The sequence below is a fragment of the Marinobacter sp. genome, from assembly GCF_014859525.1.
Taxonomy (GTDB): domain Bacteria; phylum Pseudomonadota; class Gammaproteobacteria; order Pseudomonadales; family Oleiphilaceae; genus Marinobacter.
In genome coordinates this window covers 38,306-53,247 of record NZ_JACUUB010000011.1, presented here as the reverse complement: position 1 = coordinate 53,247, position 14,942 = coordinate 38,306, and the positions used below count along the sequence as shown (strand labels likewise).

At 58.5% G+C, this 14,942-nt stretch carries 14 protein-coding genes and 2 pseudogenes; 15 read left to right on the top strand and 1 reads right to left on the bottom strand.

Annotated elements, in window-relative coordinates; translation table 11 throughout:
- Together IBX51_RS04835 and IBX51_RS04830 are read left to right on the top strand one after the other, a co-directional pair.
- Positions 1–759: pseudogene (locus tag IBX51_RS04835) on the top strand (cryptochrome/photolyase family protein); the annotation flags it as partial.
- Between the two features lie 96 nt (positions 760–855).
- Positions 856–2,145, top strand: a complete 1,290-nt coding sequence (locus IBX51_RS04830) for a hypothetical protein (protein ID WP_291829226.1) — start codon at positions 856–858, stop codon at positions 2,143–2,145.
- Between the two features lie 5 nt (positions 2,146–2,150).
- Here IBX51_RS04830 and IBX51_RS04825 read toward each other — a convergent pair whose 3' ends face one another.
- Positions 2,151–3,839, bottom strand: coding sequence for an HAD family hydrolase (locus tag IBX51_RS04825; protein WP_291829225.1), 1,689 nt, complete (start codon positions 3,837–3,839; stop codon positions 2,151–2,153).
- A gap of 354 nt (positions 3,840–4,193) precedes the next feature.
- Between IBX51_RS04825 and IBX51_RS04820 the strand changes: the two genes are divergently transcribed.
- The 13 genes and pseudogenes from IBX51_RS04820 to apbC form a co-directional block, all read left to right on the top strand.
- Positions 4,194–5,555, top strand: a complete 1,362-nt coding sequence (locus IBX51_RS04820; protein ID WP_291829223.1) for an ABC transporter substrate-binding protein — start codon at positions 4,194–4,196, stop codon at positions 5,553–5,555.
- Between the two features lie 216 nt (positions 5,556–5,771).
- Positions 5,772–6,560 carry an ABC transporter permease gene (locus tag IBX51_RS04815; RefSeq protein ID WP_291829232.1) on the top strand — a complete coding sequence of 263 codons (789 nt, stop codon included), beginning with the start codon at positions 5,772–5,774 and terminating at the stop codon, positions 6,558–6,560.
- On the top strand, positions 6,557–7,435 hold the full coding sequence (locus tag IBX51_RS04810; RefSeq protein ID WP_291829221.1) for an ABC transporter ATP-binding protein: 879 nt from the start codon (positions 6,557–6,559) through the stop codon (positions 7,433–7,435). Before IBX51_RS04815 ends, IBX51_RS04810 begins: the two co-directional genes overlap by 4 nt.
- 93 nt (positions 7,436–7,528) lie before the next feature.
- On the top strand, positions 7,529–8,251 hold the full coding sequence (locus IBX51_RS04805) for a GntR family transcriptional regulator (protein ID WP_291829219.1): 723 nt from the start codon (positions 7,529–7,531) through the stop codon (positions 8,249–8,251).
- A 9-nt stretch (positions 8,252–8,260) separates the two neighbouring features.
- Positions 8,261–9,994, top strand: a complete 1,734-nt coding sequence (locus IBX51_RS04800) for a fumarate reductase/succinate dehydrogenase flavoprotein subunit (protein WP_291829217.1) — start codon at positions 8,261–8,263, stop codon at positions 9,992–9,994.
- Positions 9,995–10,061: 67 nt separating this feature from the next.
- Complete coding sequence (locus IBX51_RS04795) at positions 10,062–10,295, top strand: ferredoxin family protein (protein ID WP_023012262.1); 234 nt, start codon at positions 10,062–10,064, stop codon at positions 10,293–10,295.
- An 8-nt stretch (positions 10,296–10,303) separates the two neighbouring features.
- A complete protein-coding gene (locus IBX51_RS04790; RefSeq protein ID WP_291829207.1) occupies positions 10,304–11,263 on the top strand; it encodes a HEAT repeat domain-containing protein in 960 nt (319 codons plus the stop codon).
- Positions 11,264–11,328: 65 nt separating this feature from the next.
- Entirely contained in the window at positions 11,329–11,652 is a 324-nt protein-coding gene (gene fdxA, locus IBX51_RS04785) for a ferredoxin FdxA (RefSeq protein WP_291829206.1), read from the top strand.
- Between the two features lie 3 nt (positions 11,653–11,655).
- Entirely contained in the window at positions 11,656–11,832 is a 177-nt protein-coding gene (locus tag IBX51_RS04780) for a hypothetical protein (RefSeq protein WP_291829204.1), read from the top strand.
- Positions 11,825–12,136: a DUF971 domain-containing protein gene (locus IBX51_RS04775; protein ID WP_291829202.1), complete on the top strand. Its 312-nt coding sequence runs from the start codon at positions 11,825–11,827 to the stop codon at positions 12,134–12,136. Before IBX51_RS04780 ends, IBX51_RS04775 begins: the two co-directional genes overlap by 8 nt.
- Positions 12,133–13,140 carry a putative sulfate exporter family transporter gene (locus tag IBX51_RS04770; protein ID WP_291829200.1) on the top strand — a complete coding sequence of 336 codons (1,008 nt, stop codon included), beginning with the start codon at positions 12,133–12,135 and terminating at the stop codon, positions 13,138–13,140. The genes IBX51_RS04775 and IBX51_RS04770 overlap by 4 nt, the downstream gene beginning before the upstream one ends.
- A gap of 36 nt (positions 13,141–13,176) precedes the next feature.
- Positions 13,177–13,953, top strand: a complete 777-nt coding sequence (locus IBX51_RS04765; RefSeq protein ID WP_291829198.1) for a ferredoxin--NADP reductase — start codon at positions 13,177–13,179, stop codon at positions 13,951–13,953.
- Between the two features lie 65 nt (positions 13,954–14,018).
- Positions 14,019–14,846, top strand: a pseudogene (gene apbC, locus IBX51_RS04760) (iron-sulfur cluster carrier protein ApbC); the annotation flags it as partial.
- Between the last annotated feature and the right edge of the window lie 96 nt (positions 14,847–14,942).

Here is a 14,942-nt window from a genome sequence, read left to right as displayed (position 1 = left end):
GACCACGAAGACTGGTTGTTCCATTCCATCCTGTCCCCCTATCTGAACACCGGGTTACTGAACCCTACGGATGTGTGCCAGGCAGTAGCACAAGCTTGGTATACGGGCCGGGCGCCACTCAATGCAGTGGAAGGTTTCATTCGCCAGATCATCGGCTGGCGCGAGTTTGTGCGCGGCATTTACTGGTTGCTGATGCCGGGTTACGCCAAAGAGAACCGGTTGAACAACCAGCGCAGCCTGCCCTGGTTCTACTGGACCGGCGAAACCAAAATGCGCTGCATGCACAAAGCCATTGATGCCACCGCCCGCAACGCTTACGCCCATCACATCCAGCGCCTGATGGTCACCGGCAACTTTGCCCTGCTGGCCGGCATTCATCCGGAAGACATCTGTGACTGGTACCTGGCGGTATACATCGACGCCTTCGACTGGGTGGAATTGCCCAATACCCTGGGCATGGTGATGCACGCCGATGGCGGCTATCTGGGCTCCAAGCCCTACGCCGCCAGTGGCAAATACATCCAGCGCATGTCGGACCATTGCCAGAACTGCCACTACCGTGTACAGGATGCCACCGGAGAGAAAGCCTGCCCGTTCAATGCTCTGTACTGGCATTTCATCGATCGCCACAGGGATGACTTTGCCAACAATCCGCGCATGGCCATGATGTACCGGAACTGGGACAAACAACCAGAACAGAAGCGCGAAGCCATCCTCAACCGAGGCGAGTGGCTGCTAGCCCATCTGGAGCAACTGTAAACTCCGTAGGAAAAACAGCTAAGAGATAATTAGCGAGTTGACTGCTATGCTATAAATATTGGTAAATTGTCAGCAACAAGGACGCTGGAAAGCGGCATGTCTATCCGACCCTTGACCACAGGATTACTCTTCGCCCTGATACCCTTGGGCGCCGCTGCTGGCCATGAAACGTTCAGCCTGTACACCTTTGATTCCCCACCCTATCAGCAGGCAAACCCCGTACCGGGGGGGCCGGAAGTTACCGGCGAAACCGTCGATACCGTTCGTTGCGCCATGGAACATGCCGGCGCGCAGGTGAACATTCGTTTGATGCCCCAGAATCGTGCCCGCTTTGCCCTCCAGCGCAACCTGGTCGACGGTTATTTCGCTGTGGATCCGTCACCGGAACTGGATGAGGCGGCCGTGATCAGTCACCCGGTGGCGCTGGAAAAATGGTACTGGTTTTACCTTGGCGAACGCCCTGACCCTACCAACGCCAAAATCGGAGTTGTCGGCGGCAGCAACGAGGAAACCTGGCTTACCCAGAATGGCATACAGCCATATGTTACGGTCAGCGCAACCGAGCAGTTGCCAGCTTTGCTCAAGCGGCAACGGATTGATCTGGCGCTGATGGATCAACGTGTCATGGACCTGCTTCAAAAGGGCGGCTCCACCGTTGGCCAGAGCCTGAAACGCGAGTTCCTGCGTTACGCCCCCCTTCATCTTTACCTGACTCCCCGCTTTGCCGACCAACATCCGGGCTTTCTGGCCCGTTTCAACCGTCAGCTTCCCGAGTGCCTGGGTCAGCACATGCTGTTGTCTGAAGACGAACGTGCACACATTGCCGTGCAAACCCGGCGATTGATTACATCTCTCGAGCAACACATAAACCTGACTGACGCGATATACCAGGGGCCGAGCTTTGACACCTTTACCGAAATCCTGACTCAGGACACCCTCTGGCAAGCGCTGGCGCCGGAACGGGAAACGCCTCTGGCCTCCCAGATTCAGGCGCTGCCATCGTCACAGCGATTGAAACAGTGGAAAGAAGAGCAAGGCGGGCTGGTCACGGAGATCCTTTTGACAGGCAACCGAGGTGCCCTGGTTGCCATGAGCCAACTGTCGTCTGATTACTGGCAGGGTGACGAGCCCAAATATCAGGAAATTGCCGTAGAGACGGAACGGGGCGTGGAGCGGAAATCCGACCTGTGGATCTCGCCGATTCGCTACGATGCGTCAACGCGCCAGTTCCAGATCACGGTCAGTGTGCCCATTCCGCTAAGAGAGCCTAACAATGGCCTAGAAGGCATTCTGGCCATCGGCCTCGCCATCGAGAAAGCCCTGCACAACTACGAGCAACTGGCACTGTCAGAACCGGCCCTCCCTGAGTTACCGATCGCGGAGTAACACGCTCAGGCCGGGCCCAACTCACAGGCCAGCACCAAGGCCCAGAACTCGGAAAAATCATTCACCACAACATCCGGTTTGTCCGGATGTTTGTGGGTGCCCGGAAAAATACGGTTCAGCCAGGGCAGATCCCACTGCGCCCCGTTGAAGAACACCGAGGTCATGCCGGCACGCTTGGCAGCGATGACATCCGTGGTAGAGTCGCCCACGTACCACACGCTCGGGTCTGGCGGGTAATCCAGTTTCTGCACCGCCAGCAGTAACTGGTCTGGGTGCGGTTTTCTGAGCGGGGTATCATCACCGCAGACATCCACATCGAACAAATGCGTCCAGCCAGTCTCCTCTACCGCTGCCAGTTCGTGCTCGAAAAATTCGCGATCCCGGTTGGTGATCACTCCCACCTGCATGCCCAGTCGTCGAAGCCCTTCCAGCACCTCCCGCACTTTTGGCTCAAACGCTTTCACCGTACCGTAATGGTTCCGGTAGTGATGATTAAAGGCTTTGTGGGCAATCTGCTTGGCCTCCTGATCATCGCCAAACAGCACCTCAAAAATATCCGTGCGGGAGATCTTCCTGTCTGCTTTGACCTTCGGATGCAGCCTGGCGAATTCGCGCACATAGGCCACCAGGCGTGCGTCTTCCGGGGTTTTGCTGTCTTCCTGCGCCACCATCCGGTTCATCAGCCCCAGCGTGTGGAAATCGGGCAGCATATCGTCCACCGCGTGGTACATGGCGTCCAGGGTGTCCACCAAGGTGGCATGCCAGTCGAACAACACCACGGCCGGGCGAATCAACTTGACCACCGCCGGGTGCCAGTCTGGCTCAATGCGCGGCTCTGGCCGCTCAGGTGGCGGGAAAGGTTTCGGGCGCACTTCAGCGGGGCTGGCCGTAAAGACGTCTGGCTGTTCACGCTCAAGCAACGCCAACAGGTCCATCAGATCCTCAAAACTGTCCAGCACTGCCACTGGTGCGTCTCTTGAGGTAAACCAGCTTGAAACGCGCTCCGGTTCCCAGCAGGCGCCGTTGTAGAACACTCCAGAGACACCGGCACTGTGAGCCGTAAGCATGTCCACATAACTGTCACCGACATACCAGGCCCGGGCATCCGCCGGCAGCACCAGTTTTTCCAGAGCCTTAAGAATCACCTGAGGGTCCGGTTTGTACTCGGTAACATCATCGGCACACACCGTCGCATCGAACAAATGATGCCAGCGGCCCTCATCCACCGTTTGCAGCTCCTTGTCGAGAAATTCCCGGTTACGGTTCGTGGAGACCGCGAGCTTGATACCCATCGCTTTCAGCGCGCACAGGTACTCATACGCGCCCGGCTGGAAGGGCTTCACCCGACCAAAATATTTTCGATAAGCCGAGTTGTAGGCCTTATGGGCAATCAGCTTAGCTGCCTTGTTGTCGCCAAAGATTGCATTGAAGATATCCGTCCTGGACACCCGCCGCTCTGCCAGAATCCGCGGGTGCAGACGCCGGAAGATACGGATGTAACGCACCAGCCGGGCATCGTCTTCGGTGCGACACGCTTCCTCAGGCAACAGTTCATCCACTAACCCAAGATCTTCCAGTTGCGGCAGCATGTCTTCCATGGCACTGAACATGGCATCGTGGGTGTCCACCAGAGTACCGTGCCAGTCAAAGATCAGGACGGAGGGGGGCTGGATGCCTTCGTTCAATGTGGTCATGGACTCTCCTTGGAGAATTCTTGAGTATTCAGCTCACACCTTCAGTTAAAACCATTACACGCCAATTCACAAAAATCCCCACCGCCGGTCAGGTATCTCCTTAACTTGCATTACTTGTTATAGCGACACGAATTTACGTTGCGCCGTCCTGGCACGGCCACGACCCCTTCGCACCAAACGCGGGCGCACTGTCGCCTGGCGTTCACTCCCCGTCCTTCGCCAAGGGAATTTTTAAATTTCAATAAAAACAACCGGCTTGTTTATCTCATTCGGCTTCTGGCACGGCAGGTGCAACACCTACAGCAGGGATCATGACCTGTTAGTACAAGTGAACCACACAGGAAGGTGAAGACGATGAAAAGCTCAAGCACCCTGGCAACAATCACACTCTGCGGTTCGCTGGCATTGTTTGCCGGCACGGTTTCCGCAGAAACCATCCGGGTCGGTATCGGCCATCAAAGCATGGTCACCAACACCGTGTCTGGCGGCATTGTGCTGGAAAAACTCGACCTGCTGAAGAAACACTTACCCACCACAGGCAGATACGAAAACGTTAAGTACGACATCGTATTCCGCGACTACGATTCTGGCCCACCTATTACCAACCAGATGCTGGCCAACAAACTGGAGTTCGGCGTCATGGGGGATTACCCCCTGATCGTGAACGGCGCCAAGTTTCAGGAAACCGGCCGGCAAGAAACCCGCTTTATTGGACTTACCGGCTACAACCTCCGAGGTACTGGCAACGGCATCGTGGTGCCCATCAACTCCAGCGTCCAAAGCCTGGCAGACCTTGAAGGCAAGGCCCTCTCTGTTCCGGTGGGCAGCGCGGCCTGGGGTATGACACTCAAGGCACTGAGTGAGGCAGGTCTGAGTGGCAAGGTCCAGATCGTGAATCAAAGCCCGGCGGTTGGCGTGGCCAACATTCAGGCCGGGCGCATTGATGCCCATGCAGATTTCTGTCCATGGTCCGAAATCATGGAATTCCGGGGCACAGGTCGCAAAATTTACGATGGTAGCGAAGCTGGCATCCCCACCTTCCACGGCATTGTTGTCCGTGAACGTTATGCCAAACAGTATCCGGAAGTGGTCGAGGGCGTTCTGAAAGCAACGCTCGAAGCTCAGAAATGGATCCAGGAAAACCCCATGGAAGCGGCGGTGAAGGTGTCTGAATGGACCGGCGTCGAGAAGGAAGTGCTCTACCTCTACTTCAGTGAGGGCGGAATCACCACCGCTGAGGCCAGCATCAAACCTGAATGGATAGAGGCCATGAAGTACGATCTGGACCTGCTGAAACGGGAAGTTGGCGTGCCTGATCTGGATTTCGACCGCTGGGTAGATGACACCTACCTGCGCGCCGCCTATCAGGCCATGGATCTGGATTACGACGCGTTGGTCAGTTCCGTGGTCGATACCCAACCCAATAACCCGGCCCTGAAGCCCGCTGAAATCTGGTTTTCGGACAAGGGCATTGTGACCTTCGAGAGCGTAGCCGACATGCTCGCGGCGGCGGATAGCGCCGACACTCCCATCTATGCCACCTACGTTTACGACAACCTGACTGGCCTGAAGCTGTTCGGCAAAGCGGCCTATCTGGTTCGCGGTGACGACGGTGAAGTGGTGGCCTTTCTCAAGAAAGCCGATTCTGAAAAGCATATAGCCAACTACGGCGGCACCCCGGTAAAGCCGGAGAGTGCCTTGGCCAAGGCCTACTGATCCGCCCCTGTGCGGGTGTCATCAGCACCCGCACAGCATCCGATCTGGGGAGTAAAGATAATGGATAGCCAAAGTAATGCTGCAATACGAACAGCTGAGGCACTTGTGGATACATCGGCGAAACCCTCTGGCACCGAAGCCACGCCAGATGCCTGTGTCTCAGCGGAATTGTCACCACCAGAAGAGAAGTCGCAGGTTCAGTCCCGCACACCAGTCATGATCTGGTTCAGGACATCGGGCCCTCGTTACCTGGTAAGAATCATGGCACTGGTCGCCGCTGTTCTGCTCTGGGAACTGGCATCGGACAACGGTTTCAGCTTCTACGTCAATTTCGAGAACATCCCGGCTCCCTCCGTGGTGGGCGCGGCTCTCGGCGCAGAACTGGCCGGCCAGGAATTCTATCTACACATACTTCATAGCCTTGAGCGGGTGGCCATTGCCTACGTTATGGCCGTGGTATTGGGTGTGGTAATTGGTGTCGCCATGGGGCGCTCGCGCTGGGCAGAAGACATCATCCTGCCCTATATCGAACTGCTGCGCCCAATCCCTGCGGTAGCGTGGATTCCACTGGCGATTCTGATGCTGCCAACGGAGCAGTCCAGCATCGTGTTCATTACCTTTCTGGGCGCTCTTTTCCCGGTCATTCTCAATACCGTGCACGGTGTTGAGCAAACCAATGGCCTGCTGGTTCGCGCCGCACGAAGCCTGGGCGCAAGCCGCACCGCCATTCTGTGGCATGTCGTTCTGCCAGGTGCCATGCCCTCCATCGTCGCCGGACTTGCCATCGGCATGGGCGTGGCCTGGTTCTCGCTGCTGGCTGGCGAAATCATCAGCGGTCAATACGGCATCGGCTATTACACCTGGAATTCCTACACGCTGATTCAGTACCCGCAAATCATCATCGGCATGCTGACCATCGGCGGCCTCGGCACCTTGTGCACCTTGCTGGTTCGCAAAGGCTGTAGCCCTCTTCTGAAGTGGCAAGCCAGAGGAGGCCGGTCATGAACGAGACCCTGATGAACGACAACCGCCTTGCCGTACTCGACCACAGCCGGACCCGAGCAAAATCCGGTAAACCAGGCGCCGAACGTGGCCGAATTTCAGTACGCGATGTCGACATCGTGTTCGATACCGCAAACGGTCCTCATGTTGCTGTGAAGAATGCCAACCTTGCAGTCCGCCCTGGCGAATTCATCTGCCTGCTCGGACCGTCCGGTTGCGGCAAATCCACCCTGATGAACAGCATTGCCGGCTTCGTACCCCCCAGCAGCGGCGAGGTCACGATTGATGGTGAGGCGGTGACCGAGCCGGGCCCCGATCGCGGCATGGTGTTCCAACAGCATTCCCTGTTCCCCTGGAAAACCGTGAAAGAGAACGTTGCGTTTGGTCCGCTGATGGCTGGCGTCGGCCAGAATGAGGCCAACAGTGTTGCGCGAACCTTCCTCTCTCTGGTAGGCCTGGCAGCATTTGAAAATGCCTATCCCAACACCCTGTCGGGCGGTATGCAGCAGCGAGTCGGCATTGCGCGGGCTCTGGCCAACTACCCCAGCGTGCTGCTGATGGACGAGCCCTTCGGCGCTCTGGATGCCCAAACCCGCGTCATGATGCAGGAGAATCTGCTGGATATCTGGCGGGAGTTCCGCAACACCGTGGTGTTTGTCACCCATGACATAGACGAGGCGGTGTTCCTGTCTGACCGGATTGTGGTGATGAGCGCCAGCCCCGGACGGATCATTGCAGACATTGACGTGAAACTACCCCGCCCCCGCGAACAGTCCTTACTGACCAGTCCGGAATTCATGGCGCTGAAACGCCAGTGCCTGGACCTGATTCGTCAGGAAACCCTGAATGCTTTCCAGCAACAGAACAAGGCGGGGTAAAGCCATGAGCATCCCGAGCATGACTTCGCCAGCACTCGCCATGACCTGTCATAACAACCGGGAGGGTGAGCGATGAACCAGGGGATACATCCAATGGCCGAGCATTCACCACTGCCGCTGTATGTGCAGATTCGGGACCGCCTGCGGCGCGAGATCCTCGATGGCACCTATCAAGTGCATGAACGTCTGCCGTCAGAGAACGAGATGATGGGGGTTTTCGGCGTCAGCCGGATCACCATCCGCCAGGCGCTTCGGGACCTGCACAACGAGGGTCTGGTGTTCAGTGCTCAGGGCAAAGGCACCTTCGTGAGCAAGCCCAAAGCGGTTCAGAACGTTCAACGCCTGGAGGGCTTTGGCGAAGCCATGGCGGCTCAGGGCTATGAGGCGTCGGCGCGGGTGCTCAGCATCCAGCAACTGAAGGCACCTAAAGCGGTGGTGGCAGCGCTGGATCTTCAGCCCGGCGAAGACGCCATTGAGGTGAAGCGGGTCAGATATCTTAACCGCTCTCCAGTGTGCATCGAGAACAGCTACTTCCCCATGGACATAGGGCGACGCATGTTCGGCCTGGACCTGTCCGGCGACATCTTCCCCATGCTGGAAAACCTGTTCGGCATTCCGCTGGGCGGCGCCGACATCAGCCTCGACGCCATCCTCGCTGACGACGAAGCCCAGCAGTACCTCAACCTCAAAACCGGAGAAGCCATTCTCAGGGTTGAACGCCTGACCCATAACCGGGACGGCCGTCCCATCGATTTCGAATATCTCTGCTATCGCGGCGATTCATTCAAGTACCAGTTCCGGATTGACCGGAAATAGGAGCGCACCATGAAGATTAACGACATCCCTGTGATCGACACCGACGTTCTTGTGATTGGCGGCGGCACCGCCGGCCCGATGGCGGCCGTCACCGCCAAGGAACAGGACCCAAACCTGAGGGTCATACTACTGGAGAAAGCCAACGTAAAGCGCTCCGGCGCGATTTCCATGGGCATGGACGGCCTGAACAACGCCGTTGTCCCAGGCCACGCCACACCTGAGCAGTACGTTAAGGAAATCACCATCGCCAACGACGGTATCGTGCATCAGCCGGCGCTGATGGCCTACGCCACCCGCTCGTTCCCGATGATCGAAAAGCTGGACTCCTGGGGTGTGCATTTCCAGAAGGATGAAACCGGCGACTACGACATGAAAAAGGTGCATCACCTGGGCACCTACGTGCTGCCGATGCCGGAAGGCCACAACGTCAAAAAAATTCTCTATCGCCGCCTGCGCCGTAACCGGGTAGAGATTGAAAACCGCTACACGGCCACCCGCTTGCTGAAGGACCCGGACGGTAACATCGCCGGCATGATCGGGGTTAATACCCGTACTGCCGAGCCCATCATCATCCGCGCCAAGGCAGTGATCATGGCCACCGGCGCGGCTGGCCGCATCGGGCTGCCAACGTCCGGCTACCTGTTTGGAACCTATGAGAACCCCGCCAACAACGGTGACGGTCACGCCATGGCCTACCACGCCGGCGCGGATCTGGCCAACCTGGAGTGCTTCCAGGTCAACCCGCTGCTGAAAGACTACAACGGCCCGGCCTGCGCTTACGTTACCGGCCCGCTCGGCGGCTTTACCGCCAACGCCTATGGCGAGCGTTTTATCGAATGCGACTACTGGTCGGGCCAGATGATGCTGGAGTTCTTCAAGGAACTGGAGTCCGGCACTGGTCCAGTGTTTCTCAAGCTGGATCACCTGGCGGAAGAAACCATCCAGGAAATCGAAACCGTCCTGCACACCAACGAACGCCCCACCCGCGGCCGCTTCCACGAAGGCCGGGACGTGAACTACCGGGAACGCATGGTGGAGATGCACATTTCCGAAATCGGCTTCTGTTCCGGGCATTCTGCCTCGGGTGTATGGACCGACGAAACCGGCGCCACCACCGTTCCGGGCCTTTACTGTGCCGGCGACATGGCCAGCGTGGCCCACAATTACATGCTGGGCGCTTTCGTGTATGGCCAGATCTGCGGCGAAAGCGCCGTGGCGTTCGCCAAATCACGCAGCGAACCCCAGCTCGACGAAGGGTTCATCATCAACGAGCTGGAACGCATCCAGGCACCCATGAAACGGGCCGACGGCATTCCCCCGGAGCAGATGGAATACAAAGTGCGCCGTCTGGTGAACGACTATCTGCAGCCGCCGAAAGTCACCAAGAAAATGGAGATCGGCCTGGAGCGCATTCTGGCTGTGCGGGAAGACCTGCCCCAGCTGTGTGCCCGCGACCCCCACGAACTGCTCAGGGCCATGGAAGTGCAGTCCATCATCGACTGCGCCGAGATGGCGGCCCGGGCATCGCTCTACCGGACTGAATCCCGCTGGGGCCTCTACCACTATCGGGTGGACTACCCGGATCAGGACGACAGCGAATGGTTCTACCACAGCCGCCTGTTCAAGGATGAGAACGGCCAGATGGCCCACGGCAAACGACCGGTAGCGGACTATCTGGTGTCTCTGGGTGAAGAGAAAGACGCCTATCGCAAGATGCGGGTTCAGAAAGCGGCCAACGAGTGACACCACTGTGCGCTCAGGATGGCCTGCGCGCACGCAACTGATTTCGTGACGAAAGAGGAACACCCACATGCCCATCGCAAATCATCATTCAAGCGTTCCCGTCATTGTCGACGAGGACAAATGCATTGCCGATAAAGGGTGCACCGTGTGCATCGACGTGTGCCCGCTGGACGTGCTCTGGATTAACGAGGAGACCGGCAAAGCCCACATGAAATACGACGAGTGCTGGTACTGCATGCCCTGCGAGGCGGACTGCCCTACCGACGCCGTTACCGTCAACATTCCCTACCTGCTGCGCTGAGGTAAGCCATGAAAACCTATGACGATCCCGAACTGCAGGCCATTGCGGTGAAGCTTACTTCTGACGATCCGGGCATTCGCCGGGTCGCGGTCATGGACCTGGTGGATTCCGGCGAACCGGAAGCGGTTGAACTGGTGATCCTGGCCCTACAGGACCCAGACACCAACGTCCGCCAGGAAGCCGCCAAAGTCGTCGATGAGTTTGAGGCCACCGATATGGCCGACGCCCTGATTGCCGCCCTCAGCGACAGCGATGAGGTAGTGCGTAACAGTGCCGCCCATGCCCTGGCGGACCTCAAAGACCCGGCCGCTGCCGAGCCCCTGCTGGAAGCACTGGAGAGCAGCACCGACAGCTTTGTGGTGTCTGGCATCCTGAGAGCCCTCAAACCTCTGCGCAACTCCGGAGCCCAGCGCCCGGCACTGAAACGCCTTGGCGACGCCAGCGCACAGGTGCGCCGCGAAGCCGTCGGCGTACTGGGCTGGCTGAAGCAACCCGAAAACCTGCCAGCCCTGGTGGAAGCCGCCCAGCACGATGTCGACCCGGACGTTCGACGGGCTGCCACCGGCGCTCTGGTCTATGCCAGCCCTCAGCAGGTTGGGCCGGCACTGGTCAGTCTGCTGAAAGACGAGCACTGGCAGGTGCGCTGCGAAGCCGCCATCAGCATTGGAAAGCTGAACCATCAGGCGGCTGCACCCGCCCTGATGGACGCCACCAAAGATGAACTCTGGCAAGTGCGTGAAAAAGCCGTGGACGCCCTTGGCACCCTGGGCGTGATCGAGGCCATACCGGTGCTGGGTGAGTGCTCAAAGGATGCCATGAGCAACCTGCGCAAAGCCGCCATCGGCGCACTGGGCACCATTGCCCACAACGATGGCCGGCCCTATGTGGTGACCGCCCTCGATGATCCGGACCCGGACGTACGAAAACTGGCCCGCTGGGCCATCTCAAAACTGGACGCTGCGGCCTGAGCCCTCGGCCAGCCCGGTTTTTCGGGGCTGGCCGAAAACTGCCGACCAATGTTAAGGAGACTGCCATGACCTTTGTTGTGACCGAGAACTGCATCCGCTGCAAGTACACCGATTGCGTCGATGTCTGCCCTACGGATTGCTTCCACGAAGGCCCGAACTTTCTGGTAATCAATCCGGAAACCTGTATCGACTGTAGCCTGTGTGTCGCCGAGTGCCCCGCCGATGCCATCTACGATGAAAAAGACCTGCCGGACGATCAACACCACTTCCTTCAGCTGAACGCGGAGCTGTCACAAGTCTGGCCGGTGATCGACGCCACCTCTGCCCCCCTGCCAGATGCAGAAACCTGGGTCGACCAGCCGGACAAAATGCAGTACCTGGAGCGCTGATTCATGCCCCAACTTGTCATAACGAGTTGCCTTCGGGCGCTGTTGCTGGGATCGGTTCTGATGTCTGCCGCCGCTCTCGGCAGCACCCGCCCGATGGAGCTGCCCGATCGCCATATCCCAATGCCTGAAACGCCGGAACTGGTGATCTCATCGCTGACTGAAGGAGTCCGTCATGGCTAACCAAATCCTGATTGAGCCCCCAAAGGAAGTACGCCTGAAGCGAAAGCTCAACGAGTTGGAACTGAGCTGGCCCGATGGCCTGACCACCCGGCTGAGCTGCCTGATGCTGCGCAAGTCCTGTGCCTGCTCCCATTGCGTTCAGGCCAAACGGACCGGGCGGCTCAGCCTGATTGATGCCGATGTCAAAGTTGAACGTGTGGAGTTGTCTGGCGTCAGCGGTCTGCAGTTCTTCTTTAGCGACGGCCATTATCGGGGCCTGTACCCCTGGGCTTTTCTACGCGAACTGAGCGAGCAGGTGTCATGAATCAGACCCTACGCGCCCTTGACACCCACTGGTGGGCGCCAGCACGGCTGCGCTACCCCGGCACCGCCCTGTGCGTGGTGCTGGCCCTGGCCGGCAGCTTTCTGGCCAATCATTATGGCGCCCCAGCCCTGGTGCTGGTGTTGTTGCTGGGTTTCGGCTTTGCCCATCAGGCGACGGATAGCCGCCTGAAACCAGGCGTTGAGTTCTGTAGCCGCCAGGTGCTACGTGTTGGCATCGCCTTGCTGGGAGCACGAATTGGCGTCGAACAACTGATGACGGTCGGCAGCTTACCATTGCTGGTGGTGCTCACCTGCGTGCCCATCACCATTGGCTCAGCTTTGTTATTGGGTCGCTGGCTGGGATTGCCCGGCTTACAAAGCCTGGTTGCTGGTGTGGCCGTGGCCATCTGTGGCGTTTCAGCGGCGGTTGCGGTTGCTGCCGTGATTCCCCAGGGCAAACTGGAAGATCGGCGCCTGCTGGGCGTGGTGGTGGGAGTCACCGCATTGGGTACCCTGAGCATGCTGGCGCTGCCGCCCCTGTTCGCCCTGCTGGGTTACAGCGAACCGCAAACCGGGTTGCTGCTGGGCGCGAGCATTCACGACGTGGCTCAGGCCGCCGGAGCTGGCTATCTGGTATCGGATACCGCCGGCGACATCGCCACCCTGACCAAGCTGTTACGAGTCGCTCTGCTGGCACCCCTGGTTCTGCTGCTGGGCGCGTTGCTGAATCGCGACCGAACCGGCAAGGCCGAGCATCCCTGGTTTCTGTTGGGTTTTGTCACCCTGTTCGGCATGAACAGCCTGGGCTGGTTACCCGAGGAATTGCGGCAGGCATTGGCCACCACCTCACAGGCCTGCCTGTTGGTGGTCATGGCAGCGCTCGGTATGCGCACCAGTCTGCCGTCACTGTTCGCCCAGGGCTGGCGCCCTTTTGCCCTGCTCACATTACTCACGATTCTACTGGTTATCACGGCCATGGCGTCCATGGCCATCTATTCACTTTGATCTGTTGAACATCAGGCCAATACGGAGGACTACCCCATGGCTGCACTTGGAACCGAAAGCGTCATCAGCGTTCATCACTGGAACGACACCCTGTTCAGTTTCCGCACCACCCGCGATCAGAGCCTGCGCTTTGAGAACGGTCACTTCGTGATGATCGGCTTGCCGGTCGATGGCAAGCCTCTGTTACGGGCTTACAGCATTGTCAGCGCCAACCACGAGGAGTACCTGGAATTTCTCAGCATCAAGGTTCAGGACGGCCCGCTGACCTCCCGCCTGCAGCACCTCAAGCAAGGTGACTCGCTGTTCGTGAGCCGGAAACCGGTCGGCACACTGGTTATGCACGATCTGAACCCGGGCAAGAACCTTTATCTCTTTGGCACCGGCACCGGACTGGCACCCTTTATGAGCATCATCCGAGATCCGGAAACCTATGAGCTGTTCGAGAAAGTGGTGTTGGTGCATTGCGTGCGTGAAGTCAGCGAACTGGCCTATCACGACTACCTGACCAGCGAATTGCCTGGCCACGAATTCCTGGCGGAGATTATCGGCGACAAGCTGGTCTACTACCCCACCGTTACCCGGGAACCTTTCCGAAACCAGGGCCGCATCACCACGTTGATCGAGACCGGCCAACTGGCCAAAGACATCGGCCTTCCACCACTGAACCCGGAAACAGACCGAGCCATGCTCTGCGGCAGCCCGGCCATGCTCAAAGATCTTACCGCCATGCTCGACAACCTGGGTTTTACCGCATCGCCTCATCAAGGCGAGCGGGGCGACTATGTGATTGAACGCGCCTTTGTGGAACAGTAACCGGAGCAATCATCATGACCAATCCCGTATCCTATTTACCCGCTCACCCACAGTCCCGCTCAGGCCCCGAGCATAAAGCCGTACCTGGTGTAAAACACCTGATTGCGGTGGCCTCCGGCAAAGGCGGCGTCGGCAAATCCACCACCACCACCAACCTCGCGCTGGCCCTGGCCAGCAGCGGGGCTCGGGTTGGCGTTCTGGATGCCGATCTGTACGGGCCCAGCCAACCCCGGATGCTGGGCCTCAAAGGTATACCCGACAGCGCCGACGGCAAGATCCTGGAGCCGATGATCGGCCATGGCATCCAGACCATGTCCATCGGCTTTCTGGTGGATGAGGAATCACCCATCATCTGGCGCGGTCCAATGATCACCCAGGCCTTGACCCGACTGGTGTATGAAACCCGCTGGGACAACCTGGATTACCTGATCGTGGATTTGCCACCCGGCACAGGCGACATCCACCTGACCATGGCCCAGCGCATGCCGGTCTCCGGCGCCGTGATTGTCACCACGCCCCAGGACATCGCCCTGCTGGATGCCCGCAAGGGCTTGCGCATGTTCGAGAAGGTAAACGTTCCGGTTATCGGGATTATCGAAAACATGAGCACCCATGTGTGCACCCAGTGTGGCCATGAGGAACACATCTTTGGCGAAGGTGGGGCGAAAAAAATGGCGGAAGAGGCCGGGACCGAGCTGTTGGGAGAGCTGCCCCTGGATATCCGAATCCGTACCGGTTCCGATTCCGGCCAACCCATCCTGGTTACAAGCCCCGACAGTTCTCTGGCAGCTGCCTACCAGAGCATTGCCACGCGCATTGTTGATGCGATTTCGGCTATGGAAACCAAGAGCGAAAGCGCAGCACAAGCGATACCCACCATTGTGATGGAATAAACATACGGGTCGCCATCGAGGGCGTTTGAGAAGTCTGCAGGCGCAGGTACAACGTAAACACCTGCAGATTTCTGACACCTCAACCAGATACCAGTG